The sequence below is a fragment of the Polynucleobacter sp. MWH-Creno-3A4 genome (genome assembly GCF_018881885.1).
GTDB lineage: Bacteria > Pseudomonadota > Gammaproteobacteria > Burkholderiales > Burkholderiaceae > Polynucleobacter.
Genome location: NZ_JACXSA010000002.1, coordinates 1 through 24136 on the forward strand (window position 1 = coordinate 1; position 24136 = coordinate 24136).

Annotated in this window: 20 protein-coding genes and 2 tRNA genes; 14 read left to right on the forward strand and 8 right to left on the reverse strand. The window is 47.2% G+C overall.

From position 1 onward, the window contains the following. Positions 1-3612 (forward strand): S-layer family protein (locus IEN92_RS07490; protein WP_216162330.1); only part of this gene is annotated, 3612 nt, incomplete at its 5' end. A gap of 15 nt (positions 3613-3627) precedes the next feature. On the opposite strand, the gene IEN92_RS07495 is transcribed toward IEN92_RS07490, so the two are convergent. Together IEN92_RS07495 and pgi are read right to left on the reverse strand one after the other, a co-directional pair. After that, a complete protein-coding gene (locus IEN92_RS07495) occupies positions 3628-5013 on the reverse strand; it encodes a phosphomannomutase/phosphoglucomutase (RefSeq protein ID WP_216162334.1) in 1386 nt (461 codons plus the stop codon). 8 nt (positions 5014-5021) lie between these two features. Further along, the gene (gene pgi, locus IEN92_RS07500; protein ID WP_216162337.1) at positions 5022-6521 is read right to left on the reverse strand and encodes a glucose-6-phosphate isomerase; all 1500 of its coding nucleotides are present in this window, start codon (positions 6519-6521) and stop codon (positions 5022-5024) included. 124 nt (positions 6522-6645) lie between these two features. Here pgi and IEN92_RS07505 point away from each other — a divergent pair. Further along, positions 6646-6735, forward strand: a tRNA-Ser gene (locus IEN92_RS07505). Between the two features lie 10 nt (positions 6736-6745). On the opposite strand, the gene IEN92_RS07510 is transcribed toward IEN92_RS07505, so the two are convergent. Beyond that, positions 6746-7981, reverse strand: coding sequence for a CaiB/BaiF CoA-transferase family protein (locus IEN92_RS07510; RefSeq protein ID WP_216162340.1), 1236 nt, complete (start codon positions 7979-7981; stop codon positions 6746-6748). 77 nt (positions 7982-8058) lie between these two features. Here IEN92_RS07510 and IEN92_RS07515 point away from each other — a divergent pair, with 77 nt between their 5' ends. Both IEN92_RS07515 and IEN92_RS07520 read left to right on the forward strand, forming a co-directional pair. Then, a complete protein-coding gene (locus tag IEN92_RS07515; RefSeq protein ID WP_216162343.1) occupies positions 8059-9048 on the forward strand; it encodes a tripartite tricarboxylate transporter substrate binding protein in 990 nt (329 codons plus the stop codon). 9 nt (positions 9049-9057) lie between these two features. After that, a complete protein-coding gene (locus IEN92_RS07520) occupies positions 9058-9864 on the forward strand; it encodes an enoyl-CoA hydratase/isomerase family protein (protein WP_216162345.1) in 807 nt (268 codons plus the stop codon). Between the two features lie 58 nt (positions 9865-9922). Here IEN92_RS07520 and hemW read toward each other — a convergent pair whose 3' ends face one another. The 3 genes from hemW to rph are packed head-to-tail and all read right to left on the reverse strand — an operon-like array spanning position 9923 to position 12434. Beyond that, complete coding sequence (gene hemW, locus IEN92_RS07525) at positions 9923-11098, reverse strand: radical SAM family heme chaperone HemW (RefSeq protein WP_216162348.1); 1176 nt, start codon at positions 11096-11098, stop codon at positions 9923-9925. Continuing rightward, positions 11098-11688: an RdgB/HAM1 family non-canonical purine NTP pyrophosphatase gene (gene rdgB, locus IEN92_RS07530; RefSeq protein ID WP_216162351.1), complete on the reverse strand. Its 591-nt coding sequence runs from the start codon at positions 11686-11688 to the stop codon at positions 11098-11100. The genes hemW and rdgB overlap by 1 nt, the downstream gene beginning before the upstream one ends. 5 nt (positions 11689-11693) lie before the next feature. After that, positions 11694-12434 carry a ribonuclease PH gene (gene rph / locus IEN92_RS07535; RefSeq protein ID WP_215373291.1) on the reverse strand — a complete coding sequence of 247 codons (741 nt, stop codon included), beginning with the start codon at positions 12432-12434 and terminating at the stop codon, positions 11694-11696. A gap of 52 nt (positions 12435-12486) precedes the next feature. Between rph and IEN92_RS07540 the strand changes: the two genes are divergently transcribed. From IEN92_RS07540 to IEN92_RS07555, 4 genes are read left to right on the forward strand one after another with little or no spacing between them, the layout of a single operon-like run. Then, positions 12487-13425, forward strand: coding sequence for a YicC/YloC family endoribonuclease (locus tag IEN92_RS07540; protein WP_216162354.1), 939 nt, complete (start codon positions 12487-12489; stop codon positions 13423-13425). A 16-nt stretch (positions 13426-13441) separates the two neighbouring features. Then, positions 13442-14080 carry a guanylate kinase gene (gene gmk / locus IEN92_RS07545; protein WP_216162356.1) on the forward strand — a complete coding sequence of 213 codons (639 nt, stop codon included), beginning with the start codon at positions 13442-13444 and terminating at the stop codon, positions 14078-14080. A gap of 45 nt (positions 14081-14125) precedes the next feature. After that, positions 14126-14329: a DNA-directed RNA polymerase subunit omega gene (rpoZ, locus tag IEN92_RS07550; RefSeq protein ID WP_011902918.1), complete on the forward strand. Its 204-nt coding sequence runs from the start codon at positions 14126-14128 to the stop codon at positions 14327-14329. A 15-nt stretch (positions 14330-14344) separates the two neighbouring features. Further along, positions 14345-16753: a RelA/SpoT family protein gene (locus IEN92_RS07555; protein WP_216162359.1), complete on the forward strand. Its 2409-nt coding sequence runs from the start codon at positions 14345-14347 to the stop codon at positions 16751-16753. Here IEN92_RS07555 and greB read toward each other — a convergent pair. Further along, positions 16750-17250: a transcription elongation factor GreB gene (greB, locus tag IEN92_RS07560; RefSeq protein WP_216162362.1), complete on the reverse strand. Its 501-nt coding sequence runs from the start codon at positions 17248-17250 to the stop codon at positions 16750-16752. The two genes, IEN92_RS07555 and greB, sit on opposite strands and share 4 nt — an antisense overlap. A gap of 18 nt (positions 17251-17268) precedes the next feature. Here greB and IEN92_RS07565 point away from each other — a divergent pair. From IEN92_RS07565 to IEN92_RS07590, 6 genes are all read left to right on the forward strand, one after another. Then, positions 17269-17345: transfer RNA gene (locus IEN92_RS07565), tRNA-Arg, on the forward strand. Positions 17346-17535: 190 nt separating this feature from the next. After that, positions 17536-18693, forward strand: a complete 1158-nt coding sequence (locus IEN92_RS07570; protein WP_255539810.1) for an ABC transporter permease — start codon at positions 17536-17538, stop codon at positions 18691-18693. Then, positions 18693-19469 carry an ABC transporter ATP-binding protein gene (locus IEN92_RS07575; protein WP_216162367.1) on the forward strand — a complete coding sequence of 259 codons (777 nt, stop codon included), beginning with the start codon at positions 18693-18695 and terminating at the stop codon, positions 19467-19469. Before IEN92_RS07570 ends, IEN92_RS07575 begins: the two co-directional genes overlap by 1 nt. Beyond that, complete coding sequence (locus IEN92_RS07580; RefSeq protein ID WP_216162370.1) at positions 19466-20398, forward strand: MlaD family protein; 933 nt, start codon at positions 19466-19468, stop codon at positions 20396-20398. Before IEN92_RS07575 ends, IEN92_RS07580 begins: the two co-directional genes overlap by 4 nt. After that, positions 20395-21033, forward strand: a complete 639-nt coding sequence (locus IEN92_RS07585) for a membrane integrity-associated transporter subunit PqiC (RefSeq protein WP_216162372.1) — start codon at positions 20395-20397, stop codon at positions 21031-21033. The genes IEN92_RS07580 and IEN92_RS07585 overlap by 4 nt, the downstream gene beginning before the upstream one ends. 66 nt (positions 21034-21099) lie before the next feature. Further along, a complete protein-coding gene (locus IEN92_RS07590; RefSeq protein ID WP_216162374.1) occupies positions 21100-23598 on the forward strand; it encodes an FtsX-like permease family protein in 2499 nt (832 codons plus the stop codon). Here IEN92_RS07590 and IEN92_RS07595 read toward each other — a convergent pair. Next, complete coding sequence (locus IEN92_RS07595; protein WP_215373273.1) at positions 23581-24117, reverse strand: RDD family protein; 537 nt, start codon at positions 24115-24117, stop codon at positions 23581-23583. The two genes, IEN92_RS07590 and IEN92_RS07595, sit on opposite strands and share 18 nt — an antisense overlap. Between the last annotated feature and the right edge of the window lie 19 nt (positions 24118-24136).

A 24136-nucleotide genomic window follows, 5' to 3' on the forward strand; every position in this document is an offset into this window, starting at 1 on the left:
TCATTAACAATCACTGCTACTACTGATAGCAAGGTATACGGCAATTCCACAACGTCTACTAATTCTGTTAGCTATAACAGTAGCGGCGTAGCGCTTGCCACTACAGGCTATGCAGTGGTTGGTTTAGTCTCTGGAACGGGTGATGCAGTAGGCGTAGTCAACTTAAGTAGCTCCGGTGGTGTAGTAACAGCCACTGTAAATAATGGTGTGGCTTATGTCATCATCCCAAGCGTTGCAAGCGGCAACCCCGCAAACATTGGCTTGAATAACTATGCAATTACTTATATTAACGGCTCAATGACTGTTACACCTAAAGTCTTGAATGTGACCATTGCTAACCAGGCTATGGTTTATGGTTCATCCTTACTGCCATCGCTAACCTATACAACCAGCGGTCTCATTAATGGTGATACTACAAACGTAACAGTGGTAACAATAGCAACACCGTATAACGGAAGCTCTGGATCGGCTTCATCAGTGGGTAGCTATCCAATTACTGCAACGGCTCTAAGTAACCCTAATTACGTTATTAACAGCAGCAGTGCACCTGCAGCAATTCTCACGGTAATTAGAGCAAACCTCACTATTTCTGCTTTGGATCAGTCATCTTCTTATGGTGCTGCATATGTTCTGTCACAAGCAACCAATCAATTTAATGCTGTTGGTCTAGTTAATGGCGACTATGTATCCAGTGCAACCATTCTGACTAATGTCTCGCAGACAGGTCAGGGTGGATCTAATAGTCAAACTGTTTCAGGTTCAATTAATGCTGGTACCTATGTTGGTAATCTCTTAATTAGTTCTGCTAGTGGGGCAAGTAATCTGGCAAATAACTACAACATTACTTATCAAGCAGGTAATTTGATTGTTAATAAGACAACATTGATTGCTAGCGTTATTAGTGATGGCAAGTTCGTTTCTCAAACTGATGTGCAGGGATCAGCAAGCAATTGTGGAACTGGTTGCGTGGGTGGTTATGCGGGAGTTTCCTTCTCAGGATTTAAGAATTCAGACTCAGCCAACAGTGGTGCGCTAACTGGAACCCTCACGATCAGTCGCTCAGATATCGGTAATGACACTTTGGGTACTCACGCGGGCGTGCTGCAGGCTGGCGGCTTGACGTCCAATAACTATGAAATTCTATTCCAACCTGCCAACTACACCATTTCTCCTGCTAACCAGTTGGTAGTTAAGGTTGGTTTGGTGAGTTCTGTTTACGGTACGGCACAAAACTATAGCGGTGCAACCGCAGCTTATTTTGTATATGATGCCAATCAAAATCCGGTCTATTTGAACAACCTACCGGTCACTGTTTCAGGCAACGTCATCACAGTTAATGACAACTTGGGAACCAGTGCTCAATTTAACTTGACCCCAAGCAGCGTGGCGCCAAACTCCATTTTGAGCAGTTCTGGAAATATCAATATTGGAAACTACAACATTGTCAATCAAATTGCTAAGGGCATTAGCGTCACAAACCAAACTACCACCGGCGGAAACTTCACTAACGGATTGGTGGTGATGGGCATGGTAAATGTCACGCCTAAGGTTCTTAGCTTTGCTGATTTAGGCATTTCAGGCGTGACTAAAGTCTACGATGGTTCAATAGCCATGAATAACCTCACTCTCACTACTGGTGCAGGAGCATTTGTCAGTGGTGATGCGGTCCAAGCAAAGGCAACAGGTACATTTAGTACGCAAAATGTGGGTACTGGACTTGGCTACACCGTAGGAGTTTCTTTCTCTGGATCTGGCACTGATGCTGCAAACTATAGCGTAACAGGTGGTGCGGTATATGTTGCCTCAGGTGACGGTAGTGGCAGTGGGGTTAACGGACCTGCCAACGGAAGCATTACTCAGCTTTCTTCTGTAACTTATAGCGGTCCAAATGGCGGTAACTGGTCAAATCCTGCAAACTGGACCACTACAGGCACAAGTAATACTGGAGCCGTTCCTACGCAGTCAAGTTTCGGACCAAGCGGCGGAACTCCAAACGTTGCTAACGTGATTATTCCGGTTGGTACGAATGTCATTTATGACGCTGCTGTTGGTATGCCGGTGACATCATCGGCGCTCGATAACGGCAATTTAACTTTCAATTTACCAGGCGCTACATCAATTGGCATGCCAATTAGTGGAAGTGGAATTGTGACAGTATCTAATACAGCGACATTGACGTTGACTGGAAATAACTCCTATACAGGTGGCACCATCCTGAACGCTGGATCATCTCTCATTGCAGGCTCAAGTAATGCTATTGCTGGTGGATCTATACAGTCTTTTGGTGGATCATTTGCAACTACTGGAGTTACCTTGCCTGCGCTGACTTCCACAGGCCCTCTAACCTTGTTAAGTAGCATTAGTACTATTGGATCTCAATCTTACGGCAATCTGACCTTAGGAGCATCTGTCACTCTCAACTCTCAAAATACCAATATCAATTTCTTAGGAAGTATTGATGGCGCTATTGCGAAGACTCAGGCGTTAACAGTTAATGCTGGTACTGGCACGGTAACCTTGGGCGATAGCATAAGCTCAGTGACGCCAATTAATTCGTTGAATATCACTGGCGGAAAAATCTATATCTTGGCTGATGTATTAACGGCCACATCCCAGCAATACACCGGTAGTGTTTTCATTGGCGATGCAAGTTATCTAGGTAGAACCGCTACTGCTGGCTGGTTATTTAATGACTATCGCCCTTATTTTGAATATACCCGTGGAACTCTAACGAGCTCAATTAAGTATCTAAACACTAATCCGATTTACGTCAGAACTTTAATTTCTATAGATCCAAGCATTACTTTTGCTGGTGCCGTGAATGATGTGACCAGCAATACCCATACCTTATTGGTGGCGGCTATTTCTCAAAATCTGGCTGATGCAGCGATTAATCCGCCAGCGATTGCCTTTAATCAGCCGGTTGGTGCATATCAGCCCTTGTATAGCTTAAATGCACAAACTGCTATTAACCAAACTTCAGTTCCAGCAAGCAGCTCAAGTCAGTATGTTGGTAGCATCACTTTAGTTGGTGGCGCCAATACCTACTCAGATCAGACCTATAGCACTGCAGGAATGACTGCTTCTGCCTTAGCTACAGGAGGCCAGGTGACATTCTCAGTCTACGACCCAGGTTCCGCAATCACATTTATGTTACCAACCCATGCCTCTAGTGGCGGAGCCTCACAACTCAATTTGTATAACGGTAATATGGCTTCACTAGCAATTAACGGTCCCACTAACTATGCAGGTAATCCCAATACAGGCACTGCTAGCGATCAGTGGTCAGCCCCAGTCCTTGGTGATGCCTTGGGTTATGTTGCGCCGCCGAATGCTCCCACAGTCTTAGTACGCGCTACATATGTTCCGGGTGTCGATGGTGCCATGTTGCGTGAAGCCATCGATTACCATGCAGATCAAGTGCAAATGACGGTTGATGCTAGATTGATGTCCGGCGTGGTTAGCGTCTCCTCTCCGGAGGAGGTTGCGCTGGCGGCTCGATCAACTGTTACGTCATCTACGAAAAAGGGAAATACCTTAGTTAATAAGGCAGGGTCTACTACTATTTGTAGCGCAGATGAGAAGGGTGAGACTAATTGTGGGGAAGATTAAGTGCTGCAACCAAGCTTAAAACGGCAGCTTGGCATCTGGCTTAGCAGCCAACAATACAGCCTTAAACTCCGCCTGAATTCTTGCAATTGCCTCATCACTATCAGCCTCAAAGCGCATCACCACCACTGGAGTGGTGTTTGAAGGTCTAGCCAAACCAAAGCCATCGGCATATTCAACGCGCACACCATCAATCGTGTTGATGGATTCAGAAGTAGGGAACTTGGCATTTGCTTTAATAGTTTCTAGCAAGGCAAATGGTTCGCCTTCAGCGCAAGCCAGTTGCAATTCTGGTGTGCAGATCGCATTTGGTAAATCATTGAGCGTCTGATTAGGATCTTTCTCTTTAGAGAGGATTTCTAATAAACGAGCGCCGGTATAGAGACCATCATCAAAACCAAACCAACGGTCTTTAAAGAAGATGTGACCAGACATTTCGCCGGCAAGGGGTGCGCCAGTTTCTTTGAGCTTGGCTTTTACCAAAGAGTGACCTGTTTTCCACATCAATGGCTCGCCGCCATGTTGTTTGACCCAAGTTGCTAGATTGCGAGTGCATTTCACATCATAAATAATTTGACCACCAGGATTTCTGGAGAGCACATCTTTAGCAAACAGCATCATTTGACGGTCTGGGAAAATCACCTGACCATCTTTAGTGACTACACCCAAGCGATCTGCATCACCATCAAAGGCAAGGCCGAGCTCATTATCGGTAGTCTGTAGGTTCTTAATGAGATCTTGCAAGTTCTCAATGTGCGCAGGATCGGGGTGATGATTGGGAAAGTGGCCATCCACCTCACAAAAGAGTTCTTGTACTTCACAGCCCAGCGCTCGAAATAATTGACCAGCAAAAGCGCCACCAACACCATTGCCGCAATCGACAGCAATCTTCAAGGGGCGAGCTAACTTAACATCGCTCACAATACGCTCTAAGTACATTGGGAAAATATCAAAGGTGCTACGTGTACCTTGACCGCTAGAAAACTGCTTAGCTTCAATACGCTTACGCAGAGCCTGAATCTGCTCACCATAAATTGCAGCGCCGCCCAACACCATCTTGAAGCCGTTGTAGTTCGGTGGATTGTGGCTGCCGGTAATCATGATCCCAGACTTGGGTTTCTTGCCATGGATTTCTTGATTGGCAGCAAAGTAGACCATCGGGGTGGCAACCATACCTAGATCAATTACATTAATGCCAGTAGAGAGTAAGCCTTCAGTTAAAGCCTCTATTAAGGAGGGGCCAGATAGGCGACCATCACGACCAATGACAATCTCGGTTTCACCTAGCTCACGCATCTCCGTACCAAAAGCCTGACCAATAAACTTGGCAATGGATGGATCTAAGGTCTCATCAATAATCCCGCGAATGTCATAGGCTTTGAAAATAGAGGGGGATAGTTGCACAGAGGATCCTAAGAGTTCAATAAATTAATACGCGCAGCTGTGACGGCATCAATATTGTCATTTGCTACAACAGGCGTGCCATCCAGCAGAGCTTTCTCGATGGGTTTAGCAAGTACTTTGCCGTATTCAACGCCAGGTTGATCAAAGCTATTGATATTCCACAGCGCTCCCAAGCTGGCGGTACGGTTTTCATAAAGAGCAAGTAGTGCACCTAAATAGAAGGCATTGAGCCCTGGTAAGAGCAGTAGGTTGCTAGGGCGATTACCGGGATACACATCATTTGGGTTATCGGCTTGTTTACCATGCGCCAATGCCTGTGCCTGCGCTAAGCAGTTTGATAGCAAAATGCGGTGGTGGGCAAGCGCCTCAGGTCGATCACTCATAGGCTTGCGAACCGCGATGAAGTCAATCGGCACAACATCAGTGCCTTGGTGCAAAAGCTGGAAGTAGGAGTGCTGGGCATTGCTACCTGCGCTACCAAAGACTACTGGTGAGGAGTGTTTTACTGGCTTGCCATTGCGATCAACCGACTTGCCATTGCTCTCCATATCTAACTGTTGTAACCATTTTGGAAACCAGTCCAGAGCATCAGCGTACGGTATGGCAGCATAAGCCTTGATGTCATGAGTTTCTTGTTGATGCAATAAAGCCAAGGCCATGATGACGGGAATATTTTGCTCGAGTGGCGCATTCTTAAAATGCAAATCCATTGCATGGGCACCCGCTAAAAATTCTTCAAAGGTTTTAAAGCCGTATTGCAAGGCAATGGGTAAGCCAACTGCAGACCAAACTGAATAACGGCCACCAACCCAATCCCAGAACGGAAAAATATGATCTTCTTCAACACCAAATGCTTGAGCAGCAGGGACATTTGCCGTCACTGCAAATAAGGATTTAGCAATTTGACTCTTAGTGCAGCCCGAAGCTTTGAGCCAAGACACTACAGCCTTGGCATTCATCGTAGTTTCTAAGGTGGTAAAAGACTTCGAAACAATTACGACCCGGGTGCTATGCGGCAGAGCACGATCCAGAATGCGTGCTAATTCAGCGGTATCAATATTGGCTAAAAAGTGCATGCGCATGCCGCGACTCTCAATGCCAGGGACATGGGCTAAAGCTTCAATGGCTAGTCGGGGGCCGAAGTCGGATCCACCAATACCAATATGGATTACATCAGTCACGCCTACCCATTGGTTACAAAGAGCCTGTATACGGCGCCAGACCTCTGTAACAGCGGGCATGACATCTTGGCCATCTAGTACTACTGGTGATTTAGACAGATTGCGTAGGGCAGAATGTAGTGCAGGGCGATCCTCACTCTGATTAATATGCTTGCCTGCAAACAGATCGGCAATAAATTGCTCTAACTGGGATTTGCGCGCAAATGAGAATAGGTCTTGCCACTGCGCTGCACTGATATTTTGGTAAGCGGTATCGAGCACCATGTCTACCGCAGAATGGGTGCTCAAAAGGGCGGTATCGGACAGATTTTCTGGTCTAGAAGACATGAGCGGATTTTATCAAGAAGGGATGTCAAAACCCGTAAAACACTGAAAATACTGGGATTTCGCAAGAGAAAACCAAAAGTTCTCTATAATCTAGGGCTTGGATCCAACCGAGATTCACACAAATGGAAGAGTGGCAGAGCGGTTGAATGCACCAGTCTTGAAAACTGGCGAGGATGAAAGTCCTCCGTGAGTTCGAATCTCACCTCTTCCGCCATCAGCTCTAATTATTGTCTTTCCGGTGCAAACGCACCGCCAGCCTCAAGAGCCTTGAGTTCATCACCTGCGATACCGAGTTCACTCAATACTTCACTAGTATGCTCGCCCAGTAGTGGTGGATGCTTACGAACTTGTTGTGGTGTACCCATCAGCTTGACGGCAAAACCAATATTGGGAACACTGCCTTCAATCGGATGGTCAATCTCCATGCGCATCTTGCGATGGCGTCCATGCTCGCTATCAAATGCTTCTGGATAAGTATTAATAGGGCCCGCCGGAATACCTGCCGCCAGTAGATCATCAACCCATTCTTCGCAAGATTTGCTTGTAAATGTTTTTTCTAATTCCGCTGCAAGTTCTAAACGATTGGCTAAGCGTAGTGGATTGGTTTTAAAGCGTGCATCTTCAAATAATTCAGGACGCGCAATTTTTTCGCACAGGAGTTTCCACAGCTTTTGATTAGTAGCACCCATCACAAAGTAACCATCAGAGGCTTTCATGGCCTGGTAAGGTGCACTCATGTGGTTTGCGGTACCCAGCTTATAGGGCTCAACGCCAGTACCCCAGTACTGTGCGGTATCCCAAATGGAAAATGCCAAGGCAGAATCAAATAAAGAAGCATCAATAAATTGACCTTCACCAGTTTTAGTCTTGCCAATATAAGCAGACAAAATTCCGTAGACTGCAAATAGCGCGCAACCTATGTCGGCTACTGGAACGCCTGCTTTAACTGGCGGGCCATCAGGATAGCCAGTCACACTCATCACACCTGACATCGCTTGTGCCATAAGATCAAAGCCAGGGCGATCAGCCCAGGGGCCTGTTTGACCAAATCCAGAAATGCTGGCGTAGACCAAGCCGGGATTCATCGATTGCAAGGAAGGATAATCAATTCCCAATTTTTTCATGACACCCGGGCGGTAGTTTTCAACTAGGATGTCCGCAGTCTTTACTAATTCAAAGAAGACTTTCTTGCCGGCTTCGGTTTTCAGGTTGAGCGTTACGCTGCGCTTGTTGCGGTTCATATTTAAAAAGCCCATGCTGTCAGAGCCTTTCATCTTGAAACCCATAGCGCCCCGAGTTTGATCACCGGTACCGGGCGGCTCGATTTTGATGACATCTGCACCCAAGTCCGCTAGCAGCATGCAGCAGTAGGGACCTGCCATCACCTGGCTGACATCCAGCACTCGGACCCCAGATAAGGGAAGGGGTCTAGAACCCTCTTTTATAGGTGTTTTCGTCATTGTCTCGATGGTTTTTATATGTTTAGAATGAATGTCTAATAGTATCAAACACAATTAAAACAATATTTGGAGACTGTATGCTGCACAAATCACCTAAGTTCATGTTGCGTGGACTGATTGCGCTGGCCTTGGCTGGCACCTCATTTTTGTCAATCGCGCAACAAGCGTATCCCACCAAACCAATTCGTTTAATCGTGGGGTTTGCTCCTGGTGGGGGTACTGATATTGTGGCTCGCGCCCTCGCTCCCAAAATGGGCGAGATTTTGGGCCAAAGCATCATTGTTGAGAACAAGTCTGGTGCAGCAGGCACTATTGGTGCAGACATCGTGGCTAAAGCCAATCCAGATGGCTATACCTTGTTAGTTGGGCACTCGAATTCCAATGCGATTGCACCCTTTGTATTGACTAATGTGCAATACAACCCTGCAACAGATTTCACACCGATTACCTATTTAGGTTATGTACCCAATGTACTAGTTGTTAAAGCATCTCTACCAGTGAACTCTGTAGCGCAATTGATTGCATTGGCTAAAGCGAATCCTGGTCAAATGACTTATGGCTCTTCTGGTATCGGTAGCACTCAACATTTAGCAGGCGCCTTGTTTGCCAAAATCGCTGGCATCCAACTCAATCACGTTCCCTATAAAGGCAGCGGTCAAGCCATTATTGATTTGCTGGGTGGGCAGATCACGATGAATTTTGATACCTTGCCACCAAACCTTCAGCAAATTAAAGAAGGAAGCTTAAAAGCCTTGGCAATCTCGACGCCAAAACGCTTACCAATTCTGCCAAATGTACCCACGTTTAGTGAAGTGGGGATTGTGGGTTTTGATGTCACCAACTGGTATTCCGTCATGGGGCCAAAGGGTATGGACCCTGCAGTGGTGAATAAGATTGACCATGCAGTCAAAATGGCGATGGCTGATCCCCAAATCAAAAAGACCCTAGATGCCCAGGGTCTACAACCAGAAGGACCTGCGACGCCTGCAGCATTTAGTTTGTTCTTAAATGCAGAACTGGCGAAGTATCAGCGTTTGGTCAAGAGCTTGAACATCAAAGCAGAATAAGTAGAGTTGATGACATCAAAAGATTTGGACACACCAGCATCCCCAGTGGCTCAAGTTAGTCTTGAAGTGCGCGATAAGATTGCGCACATTACTTTTGATCATGTGGCAGCACGTAATGCCATGACGGTTGGTATGTATGAAAGTCTTAAATCCATTTGCTTGGATCTGGCTAAGAATCCGAACATTCGGGTAGCGATCTTTCGGGGTGCTGGTGGCAAATCGTTTGTCTCTGGTAGCGATATTGCGCAATTTTCCAGCTTTAAAGATGGTGAAGATGGCGTTCGCTATGAAGAGGCAATTCATGACTATTTAAATCCATTGGCGATGCTACCCATTCCAACCATTGCTGTGATTGATGGCATGGCAGTCGGTGGTGGTTTAGCAATTGCCACTTGTTGTGACTTTCGGATTTCAACACCCGATGCCAAGTTCGGCGTTCCTATCGCTAGAACCCTAGGCAATTGCCTCTATCCCGGCAATATTGCCTGGCTGGTAGCGCATCTGAATATGAATATCGTACGGCGCATGCTGCTGTTAGCGGAAATGATTCCTGCTAAGGAATTACAAACACAGGGATATTTGCTAGCGACCTATGAAGCAGATCAGCTCGGCAAAGAAGCTGATGCTTTGGCACAGCGCTTAGCAAAACTAGCCCCCATCACACAAAAAGCCAGCAAGCTCGCCATGGCCAGAATCATTACTAGTCAATTACCCGATTGCAAAGATCTGATACGTGAAACGTATGGTAGTAATGACTTTAAAAATGGCGTGGCTGCATTTTTAAAGGGTGAGCCACCCATCTGGACCGGCAAGTAAGTTTTCAATGAAGTTAGCAAGCAAGTTAGCAAGTAAGCCCGCGTTACGGATTCACCAGCTAAGTTAAAAACATTTCTTGCAGATTATTGAGATAGCGCAGGCCTAATGCGGTTGGCTTGAGTTTGCTGGGGTTCTCATCTAGCAAACCTTTTTTGCTGGCTTCATCAAGCCCTTTGCTAATCACGCTGAGTGGTAAACCGGTGCGCTCACTAAAAGTGCTGGTATCAACACCATCACTCAAGCGCAGGGCGTTGAGCATAAATTCAAAAGGGAGATCTTGAGCATCAATATCTCTTTGCTCAATCAAGGCATTGCCTTTAGTTTCCATCGCTTGCATATAGGTTTCAGGATGGCGCTCGCGCACTTGCCGAGTAATTTTTCCTGGATACGAAATTTTCCCATGGGCACCTGCGCCAATCCCAATGTAATCTCCAAAGCGCCAGTAATTGAGATTGTGTTTGCACTCTTGATCTTTCTGAGCATAGGCCGATACTTCATAGCGTTTGTATCCCGCTTTAGTCAGTAACTCTAAGTTCTGCTCAAAGATGGCATCAATCTCATCATCAGTTGGCAACTTTGGTGGAAAGTTGGCAAAGTAGGTATTGGGTTCAAGTGTGAGGTTATACAAGGAGAGGTGGGGAGCCTGAAATGACAGGGCCGTCTCTAAATCGGCTTTTGCTGACTCAAGACTTTGATTGGGTAAGCCATACATTAGATCTAGATTCACGGATTTAAAGTGATTCAAAGCGATCTGCACAGCCGTTTTGGCTTGCTCACCATTGTGGATACGACCCAAGGCTTTGAGTTGCTCATCTTGAAAGCTCTGGATTCCTAAAGAAATGCGATTGATGCCTGCTTTAGCAAAGCCTGCTAGTTTTTCTACTTCAACAGAACCGGGATTGGCTTCCATCGTAATTTCAGCGCCGGGTTCCAAGTTTATCCGGGCACGCACTGCGCAAAGGAGTTGATCCATACCTACCACCGAGAGCAAACTCGGTGTGCCCCCGCCAATAAAGATGCTGTGGACTTGGCGACCCCAAGTGTTGGGGATTTCTGTTTCGAGATCAGCAATTAAGGCATTGATATAACGCTGTTCATCAAATCCCGATTTACCCTCTTTTATCTGATGAGAATTGAAGTCGCAATAAGGACATTTCTTTTCACACCACGGAAAGTGAATATACAAAGCCAGGGGTGGCAATGCAGCGAGGGAGGGTTGATTGAGCGCAGCCATTAAGCACGAGTCTGCAATTGCTGAATCAGTTGACGCAAGGCTTGGCCGCGATGACTGATGACATTTTTTTCTGTTGGATCAAGTTCTGCAGCGGTCTTATTCTGTTCCGGTATATAAAAGTGAGGATCATAGCCAAAGCCGTAAGTGCCTTTTGGCTCTTCCACAATCACTCCATGCCACTGCGTTTCCACAATGAGGGGCTGTGGATCATCGGCGCTTTTGACAAATACAAGCGCGCAGACATAGTGGGCACTGCGATCGGTTTTGCTTCGTAACTCAGCAATGAGCTTTTGATTATTGGCAGCATCATTTGCGGGTTCACCAGCAAAGCGAGCAGAGTGAACGCCTGGGCGCCCATCTAATGCATGAACGCATATTCCGGAATCATCTGCTAAAGCGGGGAGCCCACTGGCAGCACTGGCATGGCGTGCTTTCGCTAAGGCATTCTCCACAAAGGTGTGATGTGGTTCCTCTGCTGCAGAGATATTGAGAGATCCCTGAGTAATAACTTCAAAGTTCAAGGGCGCCAAGAGCGCCTGAAACTCTTTGACCTTGCCAGCATTATTAGAGGCGAGTACAAGCTTTTGCATACTCCTTAGCGCAAAGCATCCATTTGTAATTGAGTGAGTTCAGTAATTCCATGCTCTGCCAAATCCAGTAGGGCAGTCAGCTCTGCCCTGGAGAAGGCAACGCCTTCAGCGGTGCCTTGCACCTCAATCATTCCACCTTTACCAGTCATCACGACATTCATATCAGTGTCGCAAGAAGAATCTTCTGGATAATCCAAATCGAGTACCGGAGTCCCTTGATAAATCCCAACGGAGATGGCTGCAACGCTATCGATGATGGGGTCTTGTGCCAAGGCACCACTTTTGAGTAGTTGGTTCACAGCATCTCTAGCGGCAACATAAGCGCCAGTGATAGAAGCGGTGCGAGTGCCACCATCTGCTTGCAAGACATCACAATCTAAATGAATGGTGCGCTCACCCAAAATTTCGAGATTAAAGATGCTACGCATGGCACGGCCAATGAGGCGTTGGATTTCTTGTGTACGACCAGACTGTTTGCCTCTTGCAGCTTCACGATCACTGCGGGTGTGAGTAGAGCGGGGGAGCATGCCGTACTCGGCGGTAACCCAACCCTCTCCGGAGCCTCTTTTATGAGGGGGTACCTTATCCAAGATACTGGCAGTGCATAGCACCTTAGTGTCGCCAAAGGCAATCAGAACAGAGCCTTCCGCATGCTTGGTAAAGGAGCGCGTAATCGTGACGGGGCGCAAGTCTTTCGGTTTGCGGCCGCTTGGGCGGGTGACAGTGCTTGAATTTGGGCTACTCATGGATTTGTCCTGTATTTCGTCTGGTGGGCTATAAAGAATCTACAATGTCCATATGATATCGAGCATGACTGGTTATGGCAGCGCTTCTCGCCAAGTCTCCCTAGGAGCGGGTGTAGTTGCTGATCTGCAGGTGGAATGTCGGGCTGTGAACAGCCGCTTTCTGGATCTGGGCTTTCGTCTGCCCGATGAATGCCGGGGCGCTGAGCCTGCACTTCGGGAACTCGTCACTCAAAGCCTATCTCGGGGCAAAGTAGAGTTTCGGGCTGCCTGGCGTATCAATAGCAGTAACAATAACAATAGCGGTGCTGCGACAGCCAATCCCCATTCCCTGGGTACTTTGAATCAAGATCGTCTAGATGCCCTCTATACACTTCAAGAAAAAGCCCAATTGAGCTTTCCTAATGCTCCAGAATTAAGAATGGGTGAGATTTTGCGCTGGCCTGGAATCGTATCTGAACCGCGCGGTGAGGAAGAGGGTTGGGTGGCCGCCACGATTGAAGCGGGTAAGGCTGCTCTAGCCGTCTTATTAGAAAGTCGTCACGCTGAAGGCAAGGCCTTGGTTGGCGTCTTAAACCATATCACCACTCAGATGCGTGAGATTGTGAAAACCATTGAGCCTAAGGTGCCACAGTATGTGGCTCAGTATCAAGAAAAGCTCACAGAACGTTTGTCTGAAGCCTTAGCTGCTCAAGAGCAGGCTAAAGCGGGCGCAGAGTTGATGGAGCGCATTCGTCAAGAGGTAGTTCTGTATGCAGTGCGTATTGATGTTGCCGAAGAGTTCGCTCGCCTCAAGACACACCTACAAGCAGTCGATACTGCATTGGCAGGTAAAGGGCCAGTGGGTAAACGTTTAGATTTTCTGATGCAAGAGCTCAATCGGGAAGCCAATACGCTGAGTTCAAAGTCAGTCTCAGAAGAATGTACCCAAGCAGCCCTAGAGCTCAAGCTCTTTATTGAGCAGATGCGTGAACAAGTTCAGAACCTAGAATAGTCCGTAAAATCTTCCCATGACAAGCGCTAGTCAAAACCCATCTTATCAAGGCAGCATGTTGATGATTGTTGCGCCATCCGGTGCAGGCAAATCCTCTTTAGTGAATGCTTTGCTGCAAGATGATGCCGGAATCAAGTTGTCTTTATCCACCACAACCCGTGCACCGAGACCGGGAGAGGTAGATGGCAAAGATTATCGCTTTCTCTCTCAAGAAGACTTCCTGGCTGAACGAGATCAAGGACATTATTTAGAGTGGGCGCAGGTACATGGCAATTTTTATGGCACCTCGAAACCGTGGATCGAATCTCAAATGCAAGCGGGCAGTGATGTCTTATTGGAAATTGACTGGCAGGGCGCGCAACAAATTCGGAACTTGATTCCTGCGGCCCAATGGATCTTTATTTTTCCCCCGTCGATTGAGGCTTTAGAGCAACGCTTGCGTCATCGTGGTCAGGATGATGAGGCGACTATTCAAAAGCGCCTGGCAGCAGCCCATGTGGAGTTATTACATGCGCATGAGGCGGACTATATCGTGGTCAATGATTCTTTTGAACAGGCCCTGGTGGATCTAAAGCACATTTTGGCTGCTAGCCGCCTGCGTTCTGGGCCCAGCATGGCCAGAAATCCAGCCCTTTTAAGGCGGCTCGGGGTCTAATCAGTTATCCTATAGGTATTGAAGCTAAATTTAAGTGAGTTCAGGATGGCCCGTATTACTGTAGAAGATTGCCTTAAAACTATCCCCAATCGTTTTGAACTGGTTTTGGCTGCGACTTATCGCGCTCGCCAATTGGTTCAAGGTCACTCCCCACGTGTTGAGTCCAGAGACAAAGCCACAGTTGTTGCATTACGTGAAGTTGCTGCTGGCGTTACCGACCGTGACATGTTGACCAAAGTACCTTTGTAATTTAGGAGTTCCGGTGTGGAGCTCCCTTTAGGCATTCGCAAAACATCGGAATTAGTAGGCGGGGTCTCGTCCAAAGAGACTCCGGTAGTAGCAAGTCAAGCTGATCTATTAAGTACACCTTCAGATACAGCAATTCAATCTAGCAAAGACAGTGGTAAAAAATCGATTTTGGCGAGTCTACTCGCGCAGTCGAGCCGTCATTTATTTGGACCTACCTCAGCACCCAATCTTCCCTTAAAGCACCAAGTTGTCTCGATTGAAGGTTTGCTGGCTAAGCTGACATATCTCAAGCCTGAGGAGATTACGCAGATCAAGAAAGCGTTTCAGTTTTCAGATACTGCGCACTTAGGTCAGTACCGCCATAGTGGCGAACCTTACATTACCCATCCAGTAGCGGTTGCTGAGCTCTGTGCTACCTGGCGTCTAGATGCACCTTCCATCATGGCTGCCTTATTGCATGACGTGATTGAGGATACCGGCTGTAGCAAGGCAGACTTGGTTGAGAAGTTTGGCGCTAAAGTTGCTGAGCTAGTTGAAGGTCTCACCAAACTCGATAAGCTCGAGTTTCAAAGTCATGCTGAAGCGCAAGCTGAGAGCTTTCGCAAAATGTTTATGGCGATGGCGCGCGATGTTCGCGTCATTCTCGTCAAACTAGCAGACCGCACGCACAATATGCGCACCCTCGATGCGGTGCCGATGGAGAAACGCCGTAGGGTAGCTGCCGAGACAATCGAGATCTATGCCCCAATTGCTCACCGCCTGGGCTTGAACATTATTTACCGCGACTTGCAGGACTTGAGTTTTCGTTACTCCATGCCAATGCGGTTTCGGGTCATTGAGACTGCAGTAAAGCGGGCGCGCGGTAATCGCAAAGAGATCATTGAGAAGATTTTGCAAGCTTCACGGATGGCCTTTGCAAAAGCCAATCTCGATGCAGATTTGCGTGGCCGTGAGAAGACCCTTTACAGCATCTATAACAAGATGCGGACTAAGCGTGTGAGTTTCTCGCAAGTCTTAGATGTGTACGCATTTCGGGTGACAGTTCATAGCATTGATGAATGCTATCGCTCGCTGGGCATTTTGCATTCACTCTTTAAGCCGATGCCTGGCAAGTTTAAGGATTACATTGCGATTCCAAAGCTCAACGGCTACCAATCCTTGCATACGACTCTCTTGGGGCCTTCAGGTGTGCCGGTCGAGTTTCAGATTCGTACCAAGGACATGCATGCTGTAGCGGAGGCTGGGGTTGCAGCGCACTGGGCCTATAAGGATGGCTCTCCAGATATGAGCGAAGTCCAAAATCGTGCTCACCAATGGCTGCAGTCCTTGATTGATATTCAGGATAGTAGTGGTGACTCTCAAGAGTTTTTAGAGCACGTCAAGATTGATTTATTCCCAGATGCGGTTTATGTCTTTACACCTAAAGGTCAAATTCGGGCATTACCGCGTGGCGCTACCGCTTTAGATTTTGCATACTCCATTCATAGCGACCTGGGCAATACCTGCGTTGCCGTCAAGATCAATGGTTTGCAATTGCCATTGCGCAGTGAGCTAAAAAATGGCGACATTATTGAAGTAGTAACCTCTGCAAACTCCCAGCCGAATCCGGGTTGGTTAGCTTTTGTGCGCACCGGTAAAGCACGCGCATCGATTCGCCATTCCTTAAAGACTAAGCATTACTCAGAATCACTGCAATTGGGCGAGCGTTTATTAGCAAATAGTTTGCGCCAGCAGGGGGTCGATGCAGCCTTACTGACCCCCGATATTTGGGAAAAACTCATGCACTGGACTGGGGATAAAACCCGCGAGGAAGCCTGCGTCAATATTGCCCTAGGGCGTCGTTCACCACAAGAGTTGGCGATTCGCCTCAAAATTCTGATTGATGATGAGGGCGGTACAGAGCAGATGCGTCTGGGCGCGGCAGACTGGATGGTATCGCCCCCCGAAGTCCATCAGCATCACCATCAACGTCAAGCGATTTTGGTGGATGGGCGCGAAGGTAATTCCATTCACTTCCAGACCTGCTGTCATCCGATTCCCGGGGACAACATCATTGGCTATTTGGGTAAGGGCGAAGGTCTACAAGTCCACACCAATGATTGCCCGGTAGCCTTAAGGATGCTCTCCAAAGATGGCGATAAGTGGGTCGAGGTTGAGTGGAGTAAAGATGTTCATCGTGAATTTGAAGTCGATTTAGCAATTGATACTCGTCAAGGCAAGGGTGTTTTGGCGCGGGTTGCTAGCAGTGTCACAGCAGCAGATTCCAACATCATGAATGTCTCGATGGAAGATCGCTACAAAGAAGACTCAGTCATGATTCGTTTCACTATCCAGGTCTACGATCGTCTGCATCTCTCTAAAGTGATGCGTAGCTTACGCACCAATCATGACGTATTACGCGTAACGCGCATACGCACCTCCTAAAGATATTGCACATCTAAGATTTCAATCTCACAAGGTCCTGTGGGCGTTTGGATTACGACACAATCACCCAAGCGCGACTTGATCAGTGCCTTAGCAATTGGCGATACCCAACTGACATGGCCCTTATCTAAATCTACCTCGTCAACCCCTACAATTGTGATGGTGGTCTCTTTTCCGACTTCCGGACCACTCAGTGCTGAGTAACGCACCGTTGCCCCAAAGAAGACTTGCTCTGCATCAGCATCACCCGATTTTCTGGCCGAATTATCGACAACCACCGCGAATTCCAGGCGCTTGTTTAGAAAGCGAATACGGCGATCAATCTCCCGCAAGCGCTTTTTTCCATAAATGTAGTCGCCATTTTCTGAGCGATCGCCATTGGAGGCTGCCCAGTGAACCACCTTCACAATCTCAGGCCGATCAAGGTTCAGAAGCTGTAGAAGCTCGGTTTTGATACGTTCGTGGCCGGCAGGGGTGATGTAGTTTTTCTCTTCCATGGCATAATTATGGATGTTGCGGCTGTAGCTCAGCTGGATAGAGTACTTGGCTACGAACCAAGGGGTCGTGGGTTCAATTCCTGCCAGCCGCACCATCCCATATGGGGCCTAGTTGAAAAACTGGGCCCTTTTCATTTTTCTTTAGCCTTTCATGAAGATCCCTTATATTCGGAAGGTTCTCAATTTGAGCTCTAAGGCACTATTTTTAGGGCACTTTTCTAGGCTTATGCTGTAACAATCCTGTAGTATCAAAACCACGAACCAGCCACTTGTTTAATGATGCCAATGACTCCTGACTCTTCTACTGGAAAAACTTCGATAGCGAAGTGGGAGCAGTCCAACTCTGAAAATGCAAAAGTGGTCATTACCGGCAGAGTGGATGTCTACACCCTTGCAGATGTCTGGACCCAGATTCGTCAACAACAAGATGCGTGGTTAAAGACTGCTGGTCAACACAATCTCATTTTTGATGCCACAGCCATTTCTTCATTTGATGGTGCTGGAATTGCTTTTCTGATCGATCTTGAAAAAATGCAGCAAGCTGCTGGTGGAACATTTTCGATTGTCGGGTTAGATCCTCGCTATCAACCTCTGCTTAAAGAGTTTGACCCTATTGCGAATTTGTTCCCAGTTCCGGTAGTCAAACCTCAAAGAAGTTTTGTGGTGAGTACCGGCATGGCAGCGCAGAACTTAATTGATGACACGCGGGGTTTAGTCTCATTTACCGGTCATCTATCAGCAGATCTATTTTGGTCTTTGCGCCACCCAAATGAAGTGCGTTGGGGTGATTTCGTCAATGCAGCCGTTCAAGCGGGTATTGCCGCTTTGCCAATTGTGGGCTTAGTGGCCTTCTTGATTGGTGTGATTCTCTCTTTCCAGGCTGCTATTGGTATGCAGCAATTTGGCGCAGTTTCCTTTGTGGGCCCATTGGCCGCATTAGGAATTGTGCGAGAGATGGGGCCTTTGATTACCGCCATCTTGCTTGCAGGTCGATCTTCTGCGGCTTTTGCAGCAGAGATTGGCACCATGACAGTTAATAGTGAGGTTGATGCTCTGGTAACCGGAGGATTAAGCCCGATCCGTTTTCTGGTCGTGCCAAGAGTACTGGCTGGTATTTTGGTTGCGCCGATTTTGACTTTGTATGCCGATATTGTGAGCGTGATTGCATCGATGCTCACCATGTTGATTTATGGCATTCCTTTTGTGAATTTCTATAACGGTATGTTGTCCGCAGTGACTGTGGAAGATGTCTGTTCAGGTCTTATTAAAGCCACGCTGTTTGGTATTGTCATTTCAGCAATGGGCTGCTTGCGTGGTATGCAGACAGGCACCGGCGCAGCTGCGGTGGGTATCTCCGCAACGCGTGCGGTAGTGAGCAGTATCGTGATGATTGTTTTGGTTGACGGTATTTTCGCCTTTATTTCTTACAAGACTGGCTTCTAATGGACGCGCCAAATAATTCCACCTACGCCATTGATGTCCAAAACCTCACTGTGGGTTATGGTTCAAATATTTTGATGAAGGATCTCAATTTCTCAGTGAATAACGGAGAAATCTTTGTGATCTTGGGTGGCTCAGGTTGCGGTAAATCAAGCTTATTAAAGAACCTCTTTGGTCTCTATCAGCCCCTGTCTGGTGATGTCTTGATCGAAGGTCAAAACATCACTAAAGCCCAAGGTGCTGCACGTCAGAAGATCATGACCAGTTTTGGTGTGATGTATCAGCAAGGCGCATTATTTGGCTCCATGAATCTTTTGGATAACGTGACACTCTTCATGCAGGAATACACCAATTTAACCCAAACCCAAATGGATTTATTGGCACGTTGCAAGTTGGATCTCGTAGGGTTGTTACCTTATGAATCCTACATGCCGAGCGAGATTAGTGGCGGTATGCAAAAGCGGGCTGCAATTGCTCGGGCAATGGCATTGGATCCCAAAATCCTCTTTCTGGATGAACCGTCTGCAGGCTTAGATCCAATTACCTCCGCTGATCTCGATAGCACTATCCAGGACCTATCTAAAAATTTAGGCATTACTTTTGTGATCGTGTCGCATGAGCTTGCCAGTATTTACGCGATTGCTGACAAAGTCATTATGTTGGACAAGGGTGCTAAAGGCATTATTGCCGAAGGCGATCCTAAGGTATTACGGGATACCAGTACGGATCCTAGGGTGCATCAATTCTTTAATCGCATTATGAGCAAGGACGTAGCATGAGCGCTAACTCAAATCCCAATTATTTTCGCTTAGGTGTTTTTGTGCTCGCAGCAATTGCCGTACTGATTGCTGTGATATTGATTTTTGGAGGGGGAAAAATCTTTCAAAAATCCTTCATGGTGGAAACCTATATCAAGCAATCGGTTACTGGTTTAGATACGGGTGCGGATGTGCGCTTTAGGGGCGTCAAAATTGGTCAGGTTACCTTGATTGGCTTATCGGGCGATATCTATGAAAGGGATGTTCCTTTCAATGAGCGTCGCCAATACGTCGTTGTGCGGATGCAAATTTATGGTGATAAGGTGAGCCCAGACCAAATCCAAGAGTTTGTTGCGAATAATTTGCGCGCCAGGGTAAAGTCCATGGGTATTACGGGCGTGAACTATGTCGAGTTTGATTTTGTGGCACCCGCAAACCTCACGCCAGCGCTGGTGTTCAACTGGAAGTCTGAGTATCCAGTGATTCCCTCAATGCCCAATCAGGCGGATGAAATTCTCTCTGGCCTCCAGAAGTTTATTTCCACACTCAATGGTATAGATCTTGATAGCACCACTCAAAAGTTTGATCAACTCCTAGTTAATCTGAATACCATCATGGCTGGAGATGGCAAGGGTAATCAAGGTTTAGCGGTTTCTGTTCAGAATATGAATGTCATTCTCGGCCGCCTTGCGAAAGTTACTGATAATGATGAGTTGAATGTATTGATGCGAGAGTTGGTGGGTTCGATGGTGGCCTTACGTCAAACGATTACCAGTATGCAGGGCGATACTCAATATACGATCGAGAACCTCAAGCAAACCAGCGAGCAGCTCAACGAACTGACCCGGATTGCTAGTCAGTCACCTGCAAGCTTGATTTGGGGTGAGCCACCTCCCAAGATCGTACTTCCTTCGAACGGTACCCAAGGACAGACAGGAGCATCTAAATGATTAAATATTTATTCTGGGGCATCCTTTCTGCAGGCTTGATGGCATGCTCATTGCCAACCCGCGCTCCGGTGACCCCAACTAGCTGGATGGTGATGCCCGAGCGCACCGGAGCACCTTTAACAGCACGTACCCCATTCTGGTTAAAAATTGGCACTGTCAGTGTTGCACCTCCATTTGATGGAAGGTCTTTGGTGTATCGCTTAGGTGATCAACGTTATGAAAAAGATTTCTATAACGTGTATTCAGCGATCCCATCAGAGATGATTGGCAACGCCGAGAGACAGTGGCTCAACAAAGCCAATATTTTTTCAGCAGCGGTTGGACAAGGAAATGCCTTCTTTCCTTTCTATAGCTTGCAGGTCACTGTCAATGATTTCTATGGCGACTATCGCGTTAAGCCCGAGGCTGTTGTGAGTATGGAATTTTTCTTAACCGTTGAATATGGCGGTAAAAATAATCCCTTGATCGGTGCTAATAGCTATACCAAGCGTATTGCTCTGAAAGACAATACCCCTGCAGCATTGGTATTGGGTCAACAACAAGCCTTGGCTGAGATCTTGAAAGAGTATGAGACCCAGCTGTATAAATATGCTGGTAATTTACCGCCGCCTTTAGGTCAGGCACCTGCAAAGTAATCTCTCGGTAATTCATACGATGCCAACCAATGTATTTGGTTGGCAAATTTTTCTCGTTCAAGTAATGTGAGACAGTTACTATCAAGCTTCTGCAGAGGTTTAAGACAAGAGCTGCGCTCTAGTGAGTTAATCAGCTTATTGCTTGCAGTCACGCTCTCGGTCGCAGCCTTATCCAGTGTTTCTTTTTTGGCTGACCGTATGCAAAGGGCATTTCAGTACGATGCCCGTCAGTTATTGGCGGCCGATTTATTAATCGCTGCCGATCAACCGATTCCAGAGACATTCATTGAGCAGGCGCACAGCAAGCAATTGCAGATAGCGCAAACAGTAGTCTTCCCCAGTATGGCTACGGTAGGGCAGCAGAGCAAGCTTGCCTCTCTGAAGGCAGTGAGTCCTCAATATCCCTTGCGCGGAGCACTTCAAGTTCAAGGTCTTGCTAACGGCTCTCCATTAACACCGTTAATCTCTAGCCCACCCAGTGGATCCGTATGGGTTGATCCAGCCATGTTGGGTAGCTTGCAAGCAACGCTGGGTGATCAGATGCAGCTTGGTCAAAAATCATTTGTGATTGCAGGCGTATTAGAGCGTGAGTTAGATCGTGGTGCTGGCTTCATGAACTTTGCGCCTCGAGTGATGATGTCCTTAGCCGATTTATCTGCAACAGAATTACTTGGTCCGGGAAGTCGGGCGACCTATCGATTATTGCTCGCGGGTCGAGATGATCAAATCGCTGCTTATGAACAATGGGCAAAAGCAGCCATTGAGTCGCAAAACTTGCGAGGTATACGTATTGAGACGCTTGATAATGCCCAGCCCGTATTGCGTAAAACGCTAGAGCGGGCAGAGCGCTTTCTATCCTTGATCGCGGTATTAACAGCCATGGTTGCATCCGTAGCGATTGCGCTATCTGCACGTCGCTATGCCATCAAGCAAGCAGACAGCTGTGCCGTTCTGAAATGTTTTGGCGCTACCTCAGGATGGATTCTTCAAAAACAAGTTTTGAATATTGTGTTTTTGGGGATTGTCTCTGCTGGATTGGGCTCGGCTCTAGGCTACCTTGTTCAGTTGATATTGACTTCATTGCTGGGCAATTTGATTTTGACGAACCTGCCTGGTATCTCCATGTGGCCAGTAGTGTGGAGTTCACTCTTGGCACTATTCTTGTTGCTTGGCTTTGCAGGACCGCCTTTAATGGCCCTGGTAAAAGTGTCACCGATACGTTTAATCCGTAAAGAATTCAATAGCATCAATGCATCTTCATTTTGGGTGGGCATTTGTGGTCTGGGCACCTGTGCTGCATTAGTAGCCATCGCTGCACAAGATTGGAAGTTGGCTCTCTGGGCTGGATTCAGTTTTGGCGGAGCAATTCTGGTATTTCTAAGCTGCGCATACTTGGTATTAAACGCCTTGGCAAGCATCCAGACGCAGCGTTTCTCAATCCATTTTGCTATTACAGCGCAAAGCAGAAGAATGGGGTTTGCAGTCATGCAGATTACCGCGTTGGGTATCGCGTTAATGGCGCTCTTAATGATCTTGCTCTTACGACAGGATCTACTGAGTGCTTGGCAGGGCAATATTCCTCCCGATGCACCCAATCGATTTATGATTAATGTGCAAGACGAACAGAAATCCGCAATTACTCAATCACTGGTGGCGGCTGGTATTAGTAAGCCTGATTTCTACCCCATGGTGCGCGGCCGTCTCATCGCCATTAATAAACGCGAAGTTTCTTCTGCAGACTTTAAAGAAGACAATGCAAAGCGGCTGGTAGATCGGGAGTTCAATTTATCCTATACCGAGCAATTACCTCCTGGTAATCGTATTACTGCGGGGCAGTGGATCTCTGGAGATAGTCCACAGATTTCGATGGAAACGGGTATTGCAAAGACCCTCAATCTCAAGATGGGTGATCAGCTCACTTTTGAAGTGGCTGGGGAACAAATCACCGCACCCATTACCTCATTACGCAAATTGGACTGGAGTTCTATGCGCGTGAATTTCTTCGTTATCATGCCGCCTGCTCAACTAAATGCTTTGCCACAGTCATGGATCACATCTTACTATCAGACCCCCGATCAAGCAGTATTGGATTTTCAGATAAGCCAATCTTTTCCGAATCTAACGGTAGTTGATGTTTCAACATCCCTGCGTCAAATTCAGGATGTGCTCAATAAACTCTCTGCCGCTTTGGGTTTACTGTTTAGCTTTACGATTGCAGCAGCAGTCCTGGTTTTAATTTCCGCAATGGCTGCTACTCAAGATGACCGCTATCGAAATGCCGCTGTATTAAAAGCGATAGGAGCCTCACGTCAAACCTTAGCAAGCATCGCTTGTTTTGAATTGCTCGTCATTGGTATTACCGCTGGTGCCTTAGCCGGATTATTCTCTGGAATTGCCGCTTGGGCTTTGGGGCACTTTGTACTAGAAATTGAATTTCATGCTTTTTTTCAAGCCCTTGCGCTGGGCATTACCTTTGGGGTGCTTGCTTGTTTATTGGCAGGGTATCGCTTCGGACAAAAGATTCAGGCTGCTACTGCGATGGAGTGCCTACGAGAGGGTTACTAGGTTCTTTGGTAACTCAACTAAACGGGTTCCGGCAAAGCGGTCTGGCAAGGCTTGACGATGTGCTGAATCTCTACGGTCTAGGTAGATAGTGAGCGGCCATAAGAACAGTGCAACCGTAAATAGCATCTCAATGATTTGCCATTTCTCTAAATGCAATGCCCATTGCAATCCAATACAAGGAATCATCCACAGGGAGCTATAGACATAGCGCCATAGGGCTTGAGGTCTATTTAAGGTGTGACCCTGAAGATCAATTATTCGAATGCGCCAGGTTTGCATTGCCAGTGTTTGGCCAGATTTAGTCCAGTACCAAACAAAATAAATCCCGAGGACGATGTAGAGATATAAGAAGGTAAGCCAGCTGGGCAGCGAGACGCCAAACAAAATGCCTAAGCCCAGATTGGGAAGTAGAAAGGTAAGGGAAATCACACCCAGTAGAACCAATTGCTCGTAGAGGGAGCACGATACCCGTCGCCAAAAATGGGGTGCTGGTAAAGCCTTGAGTTCAGTTGGTGTCATGGTACTACCCCAGAATACA

Excerpts from the sequence above, each read along its gene's own strand:
- hemW (WP_216162348.1), bottom strand. The coding sequence starts at position 11,098 with ATGGCTGCGCTCAATCAACCCTCCCTCGCTGCATTGCCACCCCTGGCT.
- gmk (WP_216162356.1), top strand. The coding sequence starts at position 13,442 with ATGACAAGCGCTAGTCAAAACCCATCTTATCAAGGCAGCATGTTGATG.
- rpoZ (WP_011902918.1), top strand. The coding sequence starts at position 14,126 with ATGGCCCGTATTACTGTAGAAGATTGCCTTAAAACTATCCCCAATCGT.
- IEN92_RS07575 (WP_216162367.1), top strand. The coding sequence starts at position 18,693 with ATGGACGCGCCAAATAATTCCACCTACGCCATTGATGTCCAAAACCTC.
- greB (WP_216162362.1), bottom strand. The coding sequence starts at position 17,250 with ATGGAAGAGAAAAACTACATCACCCCTGCCGGCCACGAACGTATCAAA.
- IEN92_RS07585 (WP_216162372.1), top strand. The coding sequence starts at position 20,395 with ATGATTAAATATTTATTCTGGGGCATCCTTTCTGCAGGCTTGATGGCA.
- IEN92_RS07580 (WP_216162370.1), top strand. The coding sequence starts at position 19,466 with ATGAGCGCTAACTCAAATCCCAATTATTTTCGCTTAGGTGTTTTTGTG.
- IEN92_RS07570 (WP_255539810.1), top strand. The coding sequence starts at position 17,536 with ATGACTCCTGACTCTTCTACTGGAAAAACTTCGATAGCGAAGTGGGAG.
- rph (WP_215373291.1), bottom strand. The coding sequence starts at position 12,434 with ATGAGTAGCCCAAATTCAAGCACTGTCACCCGCCCAAGCGGCCGCAAA.
- rdgB (WP_216162351.1), bottom strand. The coding sequence starts at position 11,688 with ATGCAAAAGCTTGTACTCGCCTCTAATAATGCTGGCAAGGTCAAAGAG.
- IEN92_RS07510 (WP_216162340.1), bottom strand. The coding sequence starts at position 7,981 with ATGACGAAAACACCTATAAAAGAGGGTTCTAGACCCCTTCCCTTATCT.
- IEN92_RS07540 (WP_216162354.1), top strand. The coding sequence starts at position 12,487 with ATGATATCGAGCATGACTGGTTATGGCAGCGCTTCTCGCCAAGTCTCC.
- pgi (WP_216162337.1), bottom strand. The coding sequence starts at position 6,521 with ATGTCTTCTAGACCAGAAAATCTGTCCGATACCGCCCTTTTGAGCACC.
- IEN92_RS07515 (WP_216162343.1), top strand. The coding sequence starts at position 8,059 with ATGCTGCACAAATCACCTAAGTTCATGTTGCGTGGACTGATTGCGCTG.
- IEN92_RS07520 (WP_216162345.1), top strand. The coding sequence starts at position 9,058 with ATGACATCAAAAGATTTGGACACACCAGCATCCCCAGTGGCTCAAGTT.
- IEN92_RS07595 (WP_215373273.1), bottom strand. The coding sequence starts at position 24,117 with ATGACACCAACTGAACTCAAGGCTTTACCAGCACCCCATTTTTGGCGA.